Source organism: Pseudahrensia aquimaris, from assembly GCF_042676045.1.
GTDB classification, from domain to species: domain Bacteria; phylum Pseudomonadota; class Alphaproteobacteria; order Rhizobiales; family Rhizobiaceae; genus Pseudahrensia; species Pseudahrensia aquimaris.
Genome location: NZ_JBHTJV010000002.1, coordinates 99,620 through 116,942, shown reverse-complemented (window position 1 = coordinate 116,942; position 17,323 = coordinate 99,620). Strand labels below are relative to the sequence as shown.

The following is a 17,323-nucleotide window of genomic DNA, read 5'->3' as shown; positions in this document are numbered from 1 at the left end:
ACACCTTCCGTGGTTCACCCCGAAGCACCGCCCGCACCCAGCCCAGCCGAACAGGGTAGTGGCTGGGATGCGGTATTCGCTTGGCTCGACCGCATCACGCAGATCTTCAACGTCGCCGGAACAGCGCTTATCGTGGCGCTCATGGTGTTGATCGGCGCTGATGTGTTCGGGCGACAAGCCTTTAACGCGCCCATATCGGGCGTGCCGGAAATGGTGTCACTCTCCATCGTCGCTATAGTCTTCCTGCAAGTGCCGCAGGCTCTGCGATCGGGCCGGTTCACCCGTTCCGATGCGCTGCTGAAACTCGCTTGGCGCAAAACACCCCGCTTCGCCAAGACTCTCGAAATTGTTTTCGATGCTGTCGCCGTAGGCATTCTCGGCGCTCTGGTTTACGCCGCGTGGCCCCTTTTCGTGAAGGACTGGCAGCGCAACACATTCGTTGGCGCGATGGGCGATTTCACCGCGCCAGTCTGGCCAGTGAAATTGATTTTAGTGGTCGGAACCGTGCTGCTGATCGCCCAGTTTCTCGCCCGCATCGTAAAGCTCACCACAGGCCGTGTTAACGGAGCCAGCGAATGACCCCGTTCGACATAGGCATCGTCTCGCTGGCCGCCATGGTCGCGCTTGTCATTGCCGGTCTCTACGTTCCCATTGCGCTGATGGCATGCTCCTTCGTTGGCGTATGGGCCATCAAGGGCTCGCCACTTCTCGCATCCAAGTTGCTCAGCCTCGCCGCCACAAACACCATCTCGTCCTATTATTTCGGCGTGGTCCCATTGTTTGTTCTGATGGGGTTTCTGGTAGCCGAATCCGGCATAGGACGTGACGCATATGACGTTGCCAACGCCGCATTCAGAAAGCTGAAAGGCGGCCTCGGCGTCGGCACGGTCGGCGCGAACGCAATCTTCGCAGCCATCACAGGCATCTCTATCGCATCAGCCGCGATCTTCACAAAAATCGCTGTACCGGAAATGGTTCGTCACGGCTACACTAAGCGCTTCGCGGCGGGCATCGTTGCCGGATCATCCGTCCTCGGCATGCTGATCCCACCATCGCTGCTGCTCATTCTCTATGGCGTGCTGACCGAGCAATCGATTGGCGATCTTTTCCTCGCGGGCATTTTGCCCGGCATTGTCATGGCAATCCTCTTCGCCCTGGGCGTTGTCGCCATGGCAACCTTCGCACCCGGCTTTACGGGAAGCCCGCGTGAGGGCGACATTCCAGCCCTCCCCGCCAGAGCACTCCTGTTCAAGGCTGTGCCCATTGCGTTGCTCATCTTGCTGGTACTGGGTGGCATATATGGCGGCCTGTTCACGCCCGTCGAGGCTGGAGCCATCGGTGCCATCGGCGCACTGGTGCTTGGCCTCGCCAAAGGCACGCTGGGCTGGCGTTCATTGTGGAACGTGCTCGTGGAAACAGGCTTGGTCACAGCCTCCGTCTGCTTCCTCATCATCGCCGCACAAATGTATTCACGCATGCTGGCTTTCTCGGGCGTTCCAGCAGGTTTTGGCAATCTGGTTGCAACAGCAGATATCGGCCTGTGGAGCGTGCTGCTGCTTTACTGCGCGGTAATCATCGTGATGGGCATGATACTCGACTCATCCTCCATCCTGCTCATTCTGGTGCCCCTCATGCTGCCCGTGATTGCGCCGTTAAACGTCGATCTCATCTGGTTCGGCATCGTCACCATAATAGCCGTCGAAATCGGCCTGCTTACGCCGCCTTTTGGCATATCGGTTTACGTTATCAAATCCGTGATTGATGACCCCGAAGTCAGCCTGTCGGAAATCTTCGCCGGTGCAGCACCCTTTGCTCTCATCATGCTGGTTGTTCTCGGCTTGGTGCTGGCTTTCCCACAACTCGCAACCGCTCTTCTTTAGGAGGTTCCCATGCCACGCCGTATCGTTGATCTATCCGTCCCGCTGGAGGCTGACATAGCCTCCGACCCACCACCCATGCTGCCCAAGATCGACTATGTGGATCACAAACAATCGGCAGAGCAGGTGACGCAATTCTTTCCGGGTTTGACCACCGATCAACTGCCCGGTGGCGAAGGCTGGGCTGTCGAGACACTGACAATCTCCACCCACAACGGCACACATCTTGATGCGCCGTACCATTTCCATTCCACGATGAACAACGGTGAACGCGCGATCACCATCGACGAGGTGCCGCTGGAATGGTGCTTCAATCCCGGTGTGAAACTGGATTTCCGTCATATGGAAGATGGCTATGTATGCACCGCCGCTGACGTCGAAGCCGAGCTGAAGCGCATCGGCCACGACTTGCAGCCCTTCGATATTGTGGTGGTGAACACGTCCGCTGGCGCACGCTACGGACACGACGATTTCCTGATGAAAGGCTGCGGCATGGGCCGCGAAGCGACGCTCTATCTGCTGGAGCGCGGCGTGCGTGTAACGGGCACAGACGCTTGGTCGTGGGACGCGCCGTTTGGTTACACGGCGCAGGAATTTGCCAAGACTGGCGATCCGTCAATCATCTGGGAAGGTCATCGCGCAGGTATGGATATCGGCTATTGCCACATCGAAAAACTGGCAAACCTCGAAGACCTGCCCCCCAACGGATTCGAAATTTCTTGCTTCCCTTGGAAAATCAAAGGCGCATCAGCCGGCTTTACCCGCGCTGTGGCGATCTTCAACGAATAGAACAACACCGAGATAAGGAGGCGAGCAATGGCCCGCAAAATGGACAAAGTCATCATCACCTGCGCCGTCACCGGCGGCATCCACACGCCCACCATGTCGGACGCTCTGCCGATCACGCCCGACGAGATCGCCACCCAATCCATCGAAGCGGCAGAGGCTGGGGCGTCCATCATCCACTTGCACGCTCGCGACCCCGAGACGGGCATGCCAACGCCGGACCCGAACGTGTTCATGCAATTCCTGCCGCGCATAAAACAATCCACCGATGCGGTCGTGAACATCACCACTGGCGGCGGCTTGAACATGACGGTGGAGGAGCGTCTCGCAGGCCCAATCATGGCCGAACCGGAAATGACCTCGCTCAACATGGGGTCAATGAATTTCGCGCTGCACCCGCTCGCCAAGAAATACACAGACTGGAAGCACGATTGGGAAAAGCCGTTTCTGGAAGCCAGCGACGACTTCATCTTCCGCAACACGTTCCGCGACATTGCCTACATCCTGAGACATCTCGGCGAAGGCTGCGGCACAAAATTCGAACACGAATGTTACGATATCGGCCACCTCTACAACCTCGCCCATTTCGTCGATCAAGGTTTGGTGAAACCGCCCTTCCTTGTGCAATCCATCTTCGGAATTCTGGGTGGCATTGGTGCGGACGTGGAAAACGTCATGTTCATGAAGCAAACCGCCGACCGTCTGTTCGGCGATGACTACGTCTGGTCGGTCCTAGCCGCCGGTCGTTTCCAGATGCCCTTCGTCACCCAAGCCGCGATGATGGGCGGCAATGTGCGGGTTGGTTTGGAAGACTCGCTCTATATCGGCAAAGGCAAACTTGCCGGTTCCAACGCCGAACAAGTGCGAAAAATACGCGACATTCTTGAACAGCTTGGCCTCGAAATCGCCACCCCAGCCGAAGCCCGCGAAGTGCTGGAGTTGAAGGGCGGCGACATGGTGAAATTCTAACGCCTACAGAAAGGCAAACCGATGAGCGACAATGCTGGACTGCCCGCCAAGGCACAGGTGCAATTTGATTGCCACGGCAAAGCCACAGGCAAGATGCGCAACGACTTGGAAGTGATGATGAAGCTGCCCTTTGAAGAAGGGCCGTTCAAGCTTGCAACAGACGAAGGCTCATTCCACGGTGGCGACGCAACCGCCCCGCCCCCACTCGCCCTTTTCGTGGCAGGCCTAACAGGTTGCATCATGACGCAAATCCGCGCTTTCGCGAAACGCATGGACGTGTCGCTACAAGACCTGAATGTAGAAACGCGCGTTGTGTGGGACTGGGAAGCCAAGGGCCGCATCTACGAAACGGCACCACACAGTTTTGAAATCGACGTGATGATCGACAGCGATGATGAGCGCACCAAAGTCATCGCGCTCATAGAGGCGGCGAAAAAGGGATGCTTCTTGGAACAAACCCTCGGGCGCTCCAACACCATCCGCCACCGCATGAAAACACCGGACGGCTGGATCGACGTATAAGCCGAGTTTCTGCTGAAAATCTGCACAACCTTGCGCAACATCTCCTGAGCGTTACCACACAGGCTGCAAATTGGCTTGCCAAAACGGCGGTCATGAGATCGCATCCAATCCAAATTTCGCACCCCGATAGGGTTCCCGACAGTCTGCGCAAAGACGGCTGGTGGCTAGAGGCGCGCGTGGCCAAAGAGCCGGATGCGGTCGTGAAGCACTTTCATGACCCAAAGGACACCCCCGATGAGCGACACAGCAACAGCCATCGCACGCAACCCTAGCAGAGCACTCGCGCCCAACTGGCCCTCCCTCGCAGCAATGGCAATTGCCCTTGCGGCAGGCGATTTCCTGCTGTGGCATTCAACTCCCATCTTATCGTTTGCCCTTTTTCTTGGCGCGGTAATTGCCCTCCATATTTTCCTGCAAGGCCCCAAGGCTTTGCTCAAAAAATCACTCTTGGCGTTGGGCGCTTTCGCGGTGGCCGTAATCCCTCTTCTCGAGGCCGCAAATCCGCTCACATACGCGATAGCCATCCTCGGCACGTTCGCAGCGACAATGATCTTGCGCGAAAACAACCCGCAAACCTGGGTGGCTCGTTTGGACGCATTTGCAAGTAATTGTCTGCGCGCTCCCGCACGCATTTTCTTTCTCATCTCCCGGCTTAAACAATCCGGCAGTGAAAGCACCAACTCGCTCAAAGTCCTTCTCGTCTGGCTCGGCCCACTGGCGATGGCTTCCGTTTTTATCGCTCTGTTCGTCATCGCCAATCCGGTGTGGGAAGGCTGGCTTATAGCATTCGATATCGGCGCGTTTCTCGAAATAATTTTCAGCGAACGCACTATCTTCTGGGCGGCACTCGCATGGTTTGCGTGGCCATTTATCGAACCCAAACTGCCATTCAAACGCTACTTTGCGTCCGCAGCGATTATTTTTTCGTTCTTCGCTAAGGAGAGCGATAAGCCCGCTCAAACCAATGCCGCATTTTTCCAACGTTGCCTGATTCTGTTCAACGCAGTTTTCGCCGCACAAACGCTGCTGGACGTTACCTATCTCTGGAGCGGCTTCGCTCTGCCGGAAGGCATGTCTTACGCCTCTTACGCCTATCGCGGTGCGTATCCTTTGATTTTTGCCGCTCTGCTGGCAGCCCTGTTTGTCATCGCAGCCATGCGTCCGGGCGGACCCGGCGAGCGCAGCAAAACGGTCAAGTGGCTCGTGCTCGCTTGGGTCGCACAAAACCTGATGCTGGTCGCATCATCGCTGTTCAGGCTGGAACTCTATATTGCAGTTTTCGGGCTTACGTATTGGCGCATCGCAGCATTGATCTGGATGGCGCTTGTGATGGCAGGTTTGGTACTCATCGTTGTGCGCTTTGCACTGGGTCGAAGCACAGGCTGGCTCATAATAGCCAACGTTTTCGCGCTAGTTGTCACGCTCTACAGCACCAGCCTGATCAACTTTCCCGACACAATCGCACGATACAATCTATCGGAACGTCATCTCCAAGGATCAAAGTCCAACGGCAGGGTGGACCGAAGGTATTTGCGCAAACTGGGCGCGTTCGCATTGCCGGCGGTTGTCGAAGCGAAAGCCTCGCCCAACTTAAACTCAGAACAGCGTCGAAGAATTCTCACCGTAGAATACAACTTGCGCCGCGACATGCTTCACCCTGAAGATTTGAATTGGCGAAGCTGGTCCTTCCGCACACAGCGCTTGAAGTGGTATCTGGAGGCAGAAAAAAGCACGATGCCAACACGCGAATTTGAGACGAGACCCAATTGGGCAAACTGACCATGAAACACATACTCATTGCGGACGACGAACCGCACATTGCCGATGTCATAGAGTTCGCCCTGCAAAACGCCGGCTACCAAACCTCACGAGCCGCCGATGGCGCGTCCGCGTTGAAGGCTTTCAACGAAAAGATGCCCGATTTAATCGTCCTCGACGTCGGCATGCCCGTTATGGACGGGTTGGACGTGTGCCGCACGATCCGCAAAACATCGGACTGTCCCATCCTGTTTCTCTCCGCACGCGACGAAGAGGTGGATCGTATCGTGGGCTTGGAAATCGGTGGCGATGACTATGTGACCAAACCATTCAGCCCCCGCGAACTGGTTGCCCGCATTGGCACAATCCTGAAGCGCGCTCGGGTTGCGGAACCTCAGGACGCCACGGCTTGCCATGGCATCATCACCGTTGACAGAGAGCGCCGCGCGGTGCGCGTGGGCGGCGCGGCAGTCACACTGACCAGCACGGAATTTGATATGCTGGCCCTGCTCCTCTCCCGTCCCGGCGCAGTCTACAACCGCGCTCAATTGCTGGACCAAGTCTGGCCCGACAACATCCATGTTTCCGACCGCACCATCGACAGTCACGTGCGCAACCTGCGCAACAAATTGCGCGACGCCGGGTGCGCTGATGCCGTGCGAACTGTCCACGGCGTAGGCTTTCAGCTGGACCGATGCGAGGGCAAGGCTTGAGTGCACCGCAGCAAAAATGGCGTCCAGCCCTGTGGATGGTCGTATTCGGCGTGCTAATGCTGGTTGCGCTTCTACCGCTCGTCGGGCTCGCATTGATCATCGCTTTTGAAAGCTGGTTTGACGTTCAATTCCGGCTGCGCAGCGCCGCTGGCTTGTTGGGGCTGGCAGCAGGCAGCCTGACAATGGCCGCCATTGTTGGCGCGGTCTTCGTGCGCACACTGGTTGGCCCGACACAGGAGCTGATTGAGCGAACCAGCGAAATCGACAAGGGCGCAGACGATGCCTACCGCCCGCTAACGCACAACGGAACCCGGGAAACGGCCACGCTGGCGCAGCGATTCTTCACACTGGCGCAACGCCTGTCAGACCGCTCCAACTATCTCACCCTCTTCACCACGCATCTCAGCCATGAATTCAAAACCCCGCTCACCAGCATCATCGGCGCCGCCGAGCTGATGAAGGATAGCGCCATGAAAAAGAGCGAGCGGGAGCGTTTTCTCACCAACATCATCACTGACGCCACCCGCCTCAACACATTGTCGTCGCGACTGCGCGATCTCGCCCGTGCCGATGCCGTCCAGGCCGGCGAACCCTGCAATCTGCTCACCGTGCTTCAGCAAGCCGCGCGAGAAGCAGAGATTGAACTAGAGAGCGACGGGGTGGGCGAGCCAACAATCGCCATATCCCAGGAAAACGCTCTGATCGTTTTCAGACAACTAACAGACAACGCCGCCCAAAGCGGCGCTTCCATGTTCAAGGTTTCCGCACGTGAGGGTAGCCTGCTTATCGGAGATGATGGCTCACCAATCCCGGACGATGCCCGCGCAAATCTGTTCGATCAGTTTTTCACAACCAAACAAGCGCTAGGCGGCACGGGCATGGGGCTTGGCATCGCCAGAACAATGCTAAAAAACCACGGTGCAGATTTGCGATTGAGTGACGTGCAAGGCTGGAAGTTTGAAATGCGGCTGCCGCTTTGAGTGGCTCAATTTCTCCAATCATTCGTTGACCGCAAGCTGCAACAGCGCGACATTCTAATGTCCGTATCCAACCATCCAGCAACACCCTATGCGCATCACCAACATCAAAACCCATTGCTTGAGCCAGACGCTTGAAGGCAACGAACGCTTCGATAGCTCCTTTTCAACGTTCAAAGAACGCGCTGCCTGTCTGGTAGAAATCGAAACTGATAGCGGCCTGATCGGCTGGGGCGAATGTCTGGGACCAAACAAGGTGAACGCGGCAATCGTCGAAGCGATGGCTCCAGCCCTGATAGGACGAAGCGCACTGGACATCGAACCGATCTGGTTTGACCTTTACAGCCAGTGGCGCGATCAGGGTCAGCGCGGAGCCACGATGACCGCGCAATCCGGCATAGACATCGCACTGTGGGATTTGGCAGGGAAGCATTTCGGCGTACCCGTTCACGTTTTGCTCGGCGGTGCGCACAGGACAGATGTTCCAGCATACGCGACAGGCGGCTTCCGCCCGCACGGGCGCGACCGATTGCAAAAGCTGGTTGAAGAAACCGCGAGCTATGTCGCCGAAGGCTTCGCCGCGACAAAAATCAAAATTGGCTTTGGAACAGATGAAGACGAGGCCGTGATCCGCGCTGTGCGCGACGCCATTGGCGACGCTCATTTGATGATTGATGCCAACCATGGCTATGACGCGATTGAGGCCATCGAACTGGGTAACCGCGTTGCAGATTGCCGCATCGACTGGTTTGAGGAACCCGTTGTGCCGGAACATCTGGAAGCCTATTGCCGCGTTCGCGCAGGTCAGCCAATTCCCGTCGCCGGTGGCGAGACGTGGCACGGGCGCTTGGCGCACAAACAGGCGATAGAGATGGAGGCTGTTGATATTCTCCAGCCGGACGTTGCCGGATGCGGCGGCATAACTGAAATGCGGAAGATTATCGCACAGGCGGAAACCGCAGGTATCCGTGTCGTGCCGCATGTCTGGGGCACCGGCATCGCCGTGGCCGCCTCGCTCCACATGCTGGCTACAATCCCACCCCAACCGGGACGGCACACGGTGCGCGACCCGTGGCTGGAATTCGACCGCACCCCACACGCATACCGCATGGCCGTGCTACACGAACCCATTAAGCACAAAAAGGGCCGCGTGGCCGTTCCCGATGGACCCGGACTTGGAATCGAGATCAACCGTGAAACACTGGAAGCATTTCGCGCATAGACTATAAAAAACCGACATATTTTGCGGAAACTCAAAAATATCTATATATCATAATCAGGCTCTGGCCAGCGGACAGCATCGCTTGTTGAAGCGAAAAGCCAATAGAAACGGGATCCTCTTGTGAGCAAGTCACCGGCAAAGTTGAAGCTGATCAAAGATGATCAACCCGAAGATTTAAGCGCTTCCCAAAGCCCTGAATCGATGACCAGCCGAGCCTACACAATACTCAAACACGACATCATTTCTGGCAAGTTAAAAGCTGGCAGCAAGCTGAAGATCGAAGAACTGCGACGCCAGTACGACGCTGGCACCAGCCCGATCCGCGAGGCGCTAAGCCTGCTGACATCCGATCATCTGGTGGAGCGCATAGACCAGCGCGGCTTTCGCGTCTCGTCCGTCAGTGAAACGGAATTCGCTGAACTGCTAAAGACACGCTGTTGGCTGGAAGCAGTTGCCTTGCGGGAATCCATCCAGAATGGTTCGCAAACGTGGGAGGAAAGCGTGGTGCTGGCCAATTATCGTCTTTCGCGCATTCCCCGTTCACAATCGAGCGAAGTTTTCATCGACAACAGCGAGTGGGAAACCGCGCACAAACATTTCCATATGACACTGCTGGCTGAATGCGGCTCGTCCATGATGCGAAAATTCTGCGACCAGCTTTACGATCAAAACATACGTTATCGGCAATTATCCGGCAAATCTGCCTATCCGTCGCGGGATATCGCAGCCGAACACAACGCCATTGCTGACGCGGTTTTAGCCCGCGATGCTGACAAGGCGGTGCGATTGCTGGTCAATCACTATCAAAAGACCAGCGGCTTCCTCGCGCAGCAATTGGCGGAGGACTAAGCCTCTAGCGGTGCCAGAACGAAGTCAAAATCGACCTTGTAGTAAGGCCCGTCGATGCGATCCTTGATTTCCAGATCATCCGGCAGGTCATCCGTTCGGGTGCGCTCTTCGTAGTCCATCACCAGCTTTTCACGCACACCGAAGACCGCATCTTCATCGAGATATTGGTCGTCGCTGGGGAAGACCTCCGTCACCAATTGGCGATAGCCCTCGGCGACTGCAATGAAATGCAGGTGCGATGGCCGCCACGGATGACGGCCTGTCGCGCGCAGCAATTCACCAACGGGCCCGTCTTCCGGCACAGTGTAAGGCGCAGGGCGCACGGTTGAAAACAGATACCGACCGTCCGCGCCAGTCGTCATGCGGGCGCGCAGATTGTATTCCGGCTGATCTTCGTCCTGGCCAGAATAAAGCCCGTTATCCGCCGTCTGCCAGATCTCCAACACAGCTCCTTCGATTGGCTTGCCGTCTGTTGATGTGACAGTGCCACCAACGACGATGAGGTCGCCGTCGTTATCGCGCTTCATGTCGCCCCCAACGGGCAAATCTGGCGCTCCTAAAACGTGGAATGGACCGAGCACGCTCGACGGTGTGCCTGTGTCGGGCGAATTGATCATGTCGACAATCGAAGAAAGCCCCAAGACATCGGAGAACAAAACAAACTCATTGCGTTCCGGCGTTGAAATTTCACCCGCCGCATAAAGCAGTTCCAAACCCTTGCGCCATTCATCGTGGGTCAGGTTCGTCTCCCGGGCGAAATCGTGGATATGTTCCACCAGCTTTGTCACCACAAACCGCACACGCTCATCAGTCTCCGCCCCGATATAGTCGATGAAAGCCTGGGTGATCGTATCCGTGGTAACTGTACGCATGGTGCGTCTCCAAAACTCTGCTTAGCCCAAAATGCCTATCGACAGCACGGGGTAAGCGATCAACAAAATCAAAACCAGCAGCATGATAACCGCGAACGGAAATGCGCCAAAGAACACGTCTTTCAGCGAAATCGTCGGGTCGTTCAAACTGGTCTTTATGACAAAACAAGATATGCCAAGCGGTGGGGTCAGCAAGCCGATCTCAGCGCCAATCACCGTGATGATGCCGAACCACACGATGCTCATGCCCATGGATTCCACCAGCGTGATGAACAACGGCACCACGATCAGAATGATCGAGGCGGTGTCTAGAATGGTACCAAGAAACAGCATCAGAATGACGTATATGATCATCACTTCCACAAACCCGAATTGATAAGTCTGCAACGCATTGTTCAATTCGTTTGGCAGACCCGCATAACCGAGCATGCGGCTGTAGAGCGAAGCCATCGCGATAAGAAACAGGATCGACGCCGTGATGTGGCCCGTCTCGATGGCGGTCTCCCACAATTCACGCCACGTGATCGTCCGGCGAATGAGAGCAATAACCAATGCAGCCAGCGCACCAGCCGCACCAGCTTCAACGGGCGTCAGCCAACCTGTATAAATGCCTCCAAGCACAATCGCGATCAGCGCGGTGATCGGAACAGTCTTGTCGAGCAGTTCATAGGTGGTCAGCGGAATGTCTTCTGCATCGTTGATGCCTTCGCCCAAATAGGAGGGAAACATTTTCCCCGCGAAAAGAATCCAAGCGATATATGCCGCAGTCAAAATCAAACCCGGCACGATGCCAGCCAGAAACATATCGCCCACCGAAGTTTCGGAAACGAAAGAGTAAATGATAAGCATCGCGCTTGGCGGAATGATCATGCCCAGCACGGATGAGCCCGCCACCACACCAACCGCAAAGCGCTTGTTGTAGTTCAGGTTGCGCATTTCCGGCACAGCGATCTTGGTAAAGACCGAGGCCGAGGCGATGGACGATCCCGTCACCGCCGCAAACACCGCGTTTGCCCCCACCGTCGCCATGCCGATGCCGCCCAGCAAGCGGCGGAAGGCGCGGTTCAGCACGGTGTAGATATCACTCCCCAACCCCGCTCGCGAGACGAGCAGCCCCATAACTGTGAACAGCGGAATCGTAGCGAACGAATATTCCGTCACCCCATCACTGACCGCAACTTTCAGAAAATTGAATGCCAAGATCGGCTTGCCAGAAATCACCCATATTGAGACGAAAGACACCAGCCCAAGCGCGATGGGAATATACATTCCCAGATAAACCATCGTCACAATTGCGATGACCGACAGCGTGCCGATTTCGACAGGGGTCATACCGGGCTCTCCCCATCATCAACGAGCGCCGGATTGCGGTTTCCCAGGATGGTCTTGAACAAAAAGATGATGGCACAAAGCGTCACACTGAACGCGATGGACATTTTGGCTGGCCACCACGGAGCCGTAAAAATGCCCGGTGTCCCGAAGTATTCGCAACGCCCAAAGGCGGCAGCGATGCGGGCGAACAATCCGCCATCAACCTGCCCACCAAATTCTGGCCCGCTGATAAAGCCGCAGGTCTCGATCGATTCAATCGCCTCCGGCCAGATAGTCCAAGCGATCAAAGCCATGAAAATGCAGGCAGCCAGATCAATCGCCCGTGACAACCAGCTACCAATGCGCGGAAAGTTGGTCTCTGCCAGCACAAGAAAACCGTCAGAACGCGTCAGCCGATTGCTGCGCACCACATCCGGCAATTGAAGGAAGACGATCAGAATGAGCGAGAAGATCACAACCTCGACGACACCACGCAGCGGAGCGTTGAATAGCCCGCGCGCAATGACGTCGATGTTCATAATCAAAACAAGCGCGAAGATCACCAGCGTGCCGATCGTGTTGGCAACGATGGCAACGCCGGTGAACGGCGTGTAGAGGCGGCGGATTTGCGCCCGCATGACGATAAGCCTCGCCGCTTGGCCGACTAAAGCTCAGCCGCCCAATCGCGCACCGGCGTAAAGCCAGCCGCTTTGAGTTTATCTTCATAAGCTTTCAGCATTGCCGAGCCGGGGGCGCCCTTTTTGTCCAACGCCTTGGCCCATTCGACCGCGATATTCGGCATGCCATCGGCCCAGGCCTTGCGGGACGCGGCGTCCATTTCGACAACTTTTCCGCCACCGGCCTTATAGGCTTCCAGCGATTCACCCGCACGATCCATTGCAATGCCTGCAACGTGATCGCGGTATTCAACGGCCACTTTTTGGAGCACTTCTTTCACTTCATCCGGCAGCTTGGCCCAAACGTCCTTGTTGACGGTCACGGTCTTGGAATTAACCGCGCCTAAATCAGCCTTCAGCATGTAGGGAGCAACTTCTGCGATCTTGAATGTCTTGGCGGCTTCCGGCCAAAGCATCGCACATTCCACAACGCCGGTTTGCAGCATGTTATAGAAGTTCGGCAATCCGCCGCGCACACCGGCTGCGCCCTCAATACCTTCCAAATAGCGCAGATTATAGCCCGCGCCCGCAACCTTCTTACCTTCCATATCAGAGAGGCCCGCAATCGGATCTTTGCAGAACATCTGGTAAGTATCGAGCACCACGCCAGTTGCCAGATAGACCTGATTTTCCGCGTCAAACTCCGCATTGATTGAGGGAAACTCTTTTGCGATTTCATCCACCGCTTTGGCAACCGCGCGGGCGTCTGACGCGATGAATGGAGTGACCGCCGAAATGCCTTGGCTGGGCAGCGCGGAATTGTGGAAGATCGTTGTCACGATGCCGATATCGCCAAGGCCCAGCTTGATGCCTTCCAGCACGCCGCGGGGTTTGACGATGGAACCGCCATAGGACTCTTGCCAATTGATTTTGAATTTGCCGCTTTTTGCCAGCTCTTCATTCACACGCGGAATGAAAAAACCGGAAAACTCCTTCACCCACATGGAGCGATCAGGATAGCCATCAATGGCGATCATGTTGATCGTTTCCTGCGCGCTAGATGGCGCGCTGCCCATGCCAACAACTGCAGCAGTGGAGAGCGCAAGCGCCATTACAGCGCGGCGGGTGAGTTTCATGAATGCAGACATTGTATCCTCCCAGATAAATCGGAACTTGTTGGTCGTTCAGGCAGAAGCGGAAACCCACTCCTCGTCGATAATCGTCCCGGCTTGTCGAAACAGCTTGGCCAATGGGCAGAACTTTGCAACCTCAGCCGCAAGCCGCACTAAATCGGTATCGCTGACAGCGTTGGATGTGATCACTTTCAGCGCGATGCGTTGAAACGGCACGTCAATCTCTTCCTCCAGCGTCACGCCACGACGGTCGAAGTCGCAGACGGCTGAAATGTCCAGCTTGCCTATATCTAACCCGAGCGAAGCCGCACATTTGTGACCGATCACATTCGTACAACCGATAAGCGCGGCCAGCGCCGTGTCCGTCGGTGTTGGTCCCAAATTGGTGCCACCGCGTTCAACTGGCTCGTCAATCTTCAACCCCGTATCGCGTACCGTGATCTCCGACAGCGAGTGCGATGGACATTCGCCCTGAACACGCAGCTTAACGGCAGTTTTCATTCTAACTTCCATGGCTCAGCAACTCTCCCGCGCGATCATGCGAAGCTGCACACTTCGTTAAAGTCAAAACGCGGCAGTCGCTGGAAAAGAGCTGTCTCATCGGCATAGCCAATATTGAGCAGAAAGTTCGATTTCAGCGTTGTCCCAGCGAAAAATTCCTCGTCCACTATCTTGTTGGAAAAGCCGGACATGGCACCGATGTCCAAACCAATGGCGCGGGCAGCAATCATCAGATAAGCGCCCTGAAGCGTGGAATTGCGATAGGCCGTGTCGTGGCAATAAGCTTCATTGCCATCAAACAGCGGGCGGCGGTCGTCGTGGGGAAATAGCTTTGGCAGATGGTGCCAAAATTCCGTATCCCAAGCGATGATACAGGTCAGCGGTGCACCCATAACCTTGGGAACATTGGCGGGCTTAAGGGACTTCGCCAGCCGCTCTCGCCCCTCTTGGCTCTTCACCCAAATGAACCGCGCAGGGCACGTGTTCATGCTCGTCGAACCCATTTTCACAATGTCATACATGCGGTGAATTTGCGCGTCGGTGACAGGCTTATCCTGCCACGCATAGTGCGAGCGGGCGCGGGTCAAAATAAGATCGAGAGCAGGCTGGTCGAGGGCGCTGATTTGATCACGCAAAGCGCGGATATCGTCTTGAGCGGAAACGCGCTGACCATCCAAAGCCATATCACTCATGCTGCGACCACGCTTATTCGCCCTATCGAGAGCTTAAAATACCCAGATTAGGCAGGATTGGTCAATTTATATCGATATTTTCTTTTGATGTGCCTTGGTCTAGTCTGAAGCCTCATAAACACCGAGAGACATCGCCGATGCCAAGCTGGGAAGAATACAAAGCAGCCTCAAAGAGCAGAGGCTCGCTTGCTATGGAATTGTTCGTGGTCGAATCCACCGCCAGCGCTCCGGCAGAGCAAATGCAGGCTGTTTTGCCAGCCCATCTCGACTATCAAAAACAGGTCGAAGCCGCGGGCAATCTTTTCCTTGCCGGGCCGTTATCAGACGATACCGGCGAACTGATGCAGGGCACTGGCATGATCGTCTACCGCGCGGCTAATCTGGACGAGGCAAAGGCGATTGCTGACGCAGACCCCATGCATGCGCAAAACATGCGGACCTATAAAATCCGCAAATGGCTGGTGAACGAAGGCTCTTTGCAGTTTTCAATCGCGCTGTCTGGCCAAAAGGTGACGATGGGTTAAACGGTTTCAATCAAGATGCCGAACACCCCATCAACCACCTTGCGATTTATGCTATCAGCCTCCCCCTGCTAGGTCTTCTCACATGAGCAATCACCTCATCGACGGTTTGCTGGCAAATGCCGACCCGCTCGCCACTTTCGCCAAGCTGAAAAATGGTACCGCATACTCCTATCGTTCGATTTTTGAGCTGTCGGCTCAGCTGGCAAATGCGTTGGTCAATTGCGGCGTTGCAAAAGGCGACCGCGTCGCAGTGCAAGCGCCTAAATCAGTCGAAGCAGCCATGCTTTACATCGCCTGCGCGCGCATGGGCGCAGTCTTTCTTCCCCTCAACACCGCGTATACCGCACAAGAGGTGCGCTACTTTCTTGATGATGCCAGCGCAAAGCTCTTCATTTGTGATCCTGCATCAAGCGAAGCGCTTAAGCCCATTGCGGAGGAATGCGGCTCGCGTCTGGAAACTCTTGGCGTTCCCGGTGAAAGCAAAGACAGTGGCTCGTTTTTCGCACTCGCACAAACCATGCAGCCAACCTTTGAAAACGCGGCCTGCGGACCCGATGACCTCGCCGCAATTCTCTACACATCAGGTACGACGGGTCGCTCTAAAGGCGCTATGTTGAGCCATGACAACCTACTCTCAAACGCGCGCGCGCTCACCGATTTTTGGCGTTTCACATCCGATGATGTGCTGCTGCACGCGCTACCGATCTTCCACACCCACGGCCTGTTCGTCGCACTGAACGTGGTGATGTGCTCCGGCGCGTCCCTCATTTTCCTGCCTGCCTTCAACAACGACGACGTGATAGACGCCCTGCCCGCCGCAACGTCCATGATGGGCGTGCCGACATTCTACACCCGCCTGTTGAACGACGATCGTTTCTCCGCAGATCTCGTCTCCCACATCCGCCTGTTCGTCTCCGGCAGCGCTCCTCTTTTGGCCGAAACCCATGTCCAATTCGAGCAACGCACGGGCATGCGGATTCTCGAACGCTATGGCATGACCGAAACCAACATGAACACGTCAAATCCCTATGATGGCGAACGGCGCGCGGGCACGGTGGGTTTTCCTCTGCCCGGCACGCAATTGCGCATCGCTGATCCTGATACAGGGCAAGAACTCCCCCAAGGCGAAGTCGGCGTAATCGAGGTGAAGGGACCGAACGTCTTTTCGGGCTACTGGAACATGCCGGAAAAGACTGCTGAAGAGTTTCGCAAGGACGGCTTTTTCATCACTGGCGATCTCGGCAAAATCGACAAGGAAAACTACGTCCACATCGTTGGCCGCGCCAAAGACCTGATCATTTCCGGCGGCTACAACATATATCCAAAAGAAATCGAACTGCTGCTGGACGACCAACCCGGCGTTCTGGAATCCGCCGTTATCGGTGTGGCCCATCCGGACTTTGGCGAAGGCGTTGTGGCCGTCATCGTGCCGTCAGACCCAGACTTTGATCCGGCTAAAACGTTAGAAACGATCAAGTCGCAAATCGCCCGTTTCAAACAACCCAAGCACATCGAAGTTCTCAAAGAACTTCCCCGCAACACGATGGGCAAAGTCCAAAAAAACGTGCTGCGCGAAAATTTGAAGGGCGTGTTCAACGCGTAGTGCCGCAATGACAACAAGCCGAGCGCTCCCACAGGTAATGTGACACTTCGCAGGTTTCACAACCACCACTATTGGGTGCACTCTGGGGATCAGTTATCCCCAAGGGCCAAACCGCATGACCACCCGCAGCTTTCCCGAAGATTGGCCCAACCCTCACACAGCCAATCATCCGGATGCATCCAAACCGACAGACAGTGAAATCATCGAACTAGCATGGTGCGACGACACAACCTTCGACAGCATCAAAGCCCAGACAGGCTTGAACGAAAACGAAGTCATCAAACTCATGCGCCAATCCCTTAAACCAAAGAGCTTCCGCCTATGGCGCAAAAGGGTCTCAGGCAGAGCGGCCAAGCATTCAGCGAAGATTGACGGGAGCGCATAAGTTGAATGCGCA

At 55.9% G+C, this 17,323-nt stretch carries 19 protein-coding genes; 13 read left to right on the top strand and 6 right to left on the bottom strand.

The window, feature by feature from the left end:
- Positions 1-9: 9 nt before the first annotated feature.
- The 10 genes from ACFQ14_RS00520 to ACFQ14_RS00475 all read left to right on the top strand — a co-directional run bounded on the left by ACFQ14_RS00520 (position 10) and on the right by ACFQ14_RS00475 (position 9,673).
- On the top strand, positions 10-579 hold the full coding sequence (locus tag ACFQ14_RS00520) for a TRAP transporter small permease subunit (protein ID WP_377210742.1): 570 nt from the start codon (positions 10-12) through the stop codon (positions 577-579).
- The gene (locus tag ACFQ14_RS00515; RefSeq protein ID WP_377210741.1) at positions 576-1,880 is read left to right on the top strand and encodes a TRAP transporter large permease; all 1,305 of its coding nucleotides are present in this window, start codon (positions 576-578) and stop codon (positions 1,878-1,880) included. The genes ACFQ14_RS00520 and ACFQ14_RS00515 overlap by 4 nt, the downstream gene beginning before the upstream one ends.
- Before the next feature lie 9 nt (positions 1,881-1,889).
- On the top strand, positions 1,890-2,666 hold the full coding sequence (locus ACFQ14_RS00510) for a cyclase family protein (protein ID WP_377210740.1): 777 nt from the start codon (positions 1,890-1,892) through the stop codon (positions 2,664-2,666).
- A gap of 27 nt (positions 2,667-2,693) precedes the next feature.
- Entirely contained in the window at positions 2,694-3,632 is a 939-nt protein-coding gene (locus ACFQ14_RS00505; RefSeq protein WP_377210739.1) for a BKACE family enzyme, read from the top strand.
- A gap of 21 nt (positions 3,633-3,653) precedes the next feature.
- The gene (locus tag ACFQ14_RS00500; RefSeq protein ID WP_377210738.1) at positions 3,654-4,154 is read left to right on the top strand and encodes an OsmC-related (seleno)protein; all 501 of its coding nucleotides are present in this window, start codon (positions 3,654-3,656) and stop codon (positions 4,152-4,154) included.
- Positions 4,155-4,388: 234 nt separating this feature from the next.
- Positions 4,389-5,933, top strand: coding sequence for a DUF4153 domain-containing protein (locus ACFQ14_RS00495; protein ID WP_377210737.1), 1,545 nt, complete (start codon positions 4,389-4,391; stop codon positions 5,931-5,933).
- 2 nt (positions 5,934-5,935) lie between these two features.
- A complete protein-coding gene (locus ACFQ14_RS00490) occupies positions 5,936-6,625 on the top strand; it encodes a response regulator (protein WP_377210736.1) in 690 nt (229 codons plus the stop codon).
- Positions 6,622-7,605 (top strand): sensor histidine kinase, encoded by a 984-nt coding sequence (locus tag ACFQ14_RS00485; protein ID WP_377210735.1) that lies wholly within the window; start codon positions 6,622-6,624, stop codon positions 7,603-7,605. The genes ACFQ14_RS00490 and ACFQ14_RS00485 overlap by 4 nt, the downstream gene beginning before the upstream one ends.
- 88 nt (positions 7,606-7,693) lie before the next feature.
- A complete protein-coding gene (locus ACFQ14_RS00480) occupies positions 7,694-8,824 on the top strand; it encodes a mandelate racemase/muconate lactonizing enzyme family protein (protein ID WP_377210734.1) in 1,131 nt (376 codons plus the stop codon).
- 120 nt (positions 8,825-8,944) lie between these two features.
- A complete protein-coding gene (locus ACFQ14_RS00475; protein ID WP_377210733.1) occupies positions 8,945-9,673 on the top strand; it encodes a GntR family transcriptional regulator in 729 nt (242 codons plus the stop codon).
- Here the strand turns inward: ACFQ14_RS00475 and ACFQ14_RS00470 are convergent.
- From ACFQ14_RS00470 to ACFQ14_RS00445, 6 genes are read right to left on the bottom strand one after another with little or no spacing between them, the layout of a single operon-like run.
- The gene (locus ACFQ14_RS00470; RefSeq protein WP_377210732.1) at positions 9,670-10,545 is read right to left on the bottom strand and encodes a dioxygenase family protein; all 876 of its coding nucleotides are present in this window, start codon (positions 10,543-10,545) and stop codon (positions 9,670-9,672) included. The genes ACFQ14_RS00475 and ACFQ14_RS00470 overlap by 4 nt on opposite strands.
- A gap of 21 nt (positions 10,546-10,566) precedes the next feature.
- The gene (locus ACFQ14_RS00465; RefSeq protein ID WP_377210731.1) at positions 10,567-11,877 is read right to left on the bottom strand and encodes a TRAP transporter large permease; all 1,311 of its coding nucleotides are present in this window, start codon (positions 11,875-11,877) and stop codon (positions 10,567-10,569) included.
- Positions 11,874-12,494, bottom strand: coding sequence for a TRAP transporter small permease subunit (locus ACFQ14_RS00460; RefSeq protein WP_377210730.1), 621 nt, complete (start codon positions 12,492-12,494; stop codon positions 11,874-11,876). The genes ACFQ14_RS00465 and ACFQ14_RS00460 overlap by 4 nt, the downstream gene beginning before the upstream one ends.
- 26 nt (positions 12,495-12,520) lie before the next feature.
- The gene (locus tag ACFQ14_RS00455; RefSeq protein WP_377210729.1) at positions 12,521-13,621 is read right to left on the bottom strand and encodes a C4-dicarboxylate TRAP transporter substrate-binding protein; all 1,101 of its coding nucleotides are present in this window, start codon (positions 13,619-13,621) and stop codon (positions 12,521-12,523) included.
- A gap of 36 nt (positions 13,622-13,657) precedes the next feature.
- Positions 13,658-14,107 (bottom strand): OsmC family protein, encoded by a 450-nt coding sequence (locus ACFQ14_RS00450; protein ID WP_377210728.1) that lies wholly within the window; start codon positions 14,105-14,107, stop codon positions 13,658-13,660.
- A 35-nt stretch (positions 14,108-14,142) separates the two neighbouring features.
- Complete coding sequence (locus ACFQ14_RS00445) at positions 14,143-14,799, bottom strand: malonic semialdehyde reductase (RefSeq protein WP_377210727.1); 657 nt, start codon at positions 14,797-14,799, stop codon at positions 14,143-14,145.
- 137 nt (positions 14,800-14,936) lie between these two features.
- Between ACFQ14_RS00445 and ACFQ14_RS00440 the strand changes: the two genes are divergently transcribed.
- The 3 genes from ACFQ14_RS00440 to ACFQ14_RS00430 all read left to right on the top strand — a co-directional run bounded on the left by ACFQ14_RS00440 (position 14,937) and on the right by ACFQ14_RS00430 (position 17,311).
- Positions 14,937-15,323 carry a YciI family protein gene (locus tag ACFQ14_RS00440; protein ID WP_377210726.1) on the top strand — a complete coding sequence of 129 codons (387 nt, stop codon included), beginning with the start codon at positions 14,937-14,939 and terminating at the stop codon, positions 15,321-15,323.
- Between the two features lie 82 nt (positions 15,324-15,405).
- A complete protein-coding gene (locus tag ACFQ14_RS00435; protein WP_377210725.1) occupies positions 15,406-16,926 on the top strand; it encodes a malonate--CoA ligase in 1,521 nt (506 codons plus the stop codon).
- Positions 16,927-17,041: 115 nt separating this feature from the next.
- Positions 17,042-17,311 carry a TIGR03643 family protein gene (locus ACFQ14_RS00430; protein WP_377210724.1) on the top strand — a complete coding sequence of 90 codons (270 nt, stop codon included), beginning with the start codon at positions 17,042-17,044 and terminating at the stop codon, positions 17,309-17,311.
- Positions 17,312-17,323: the final 12 nt, after the last annotated feature.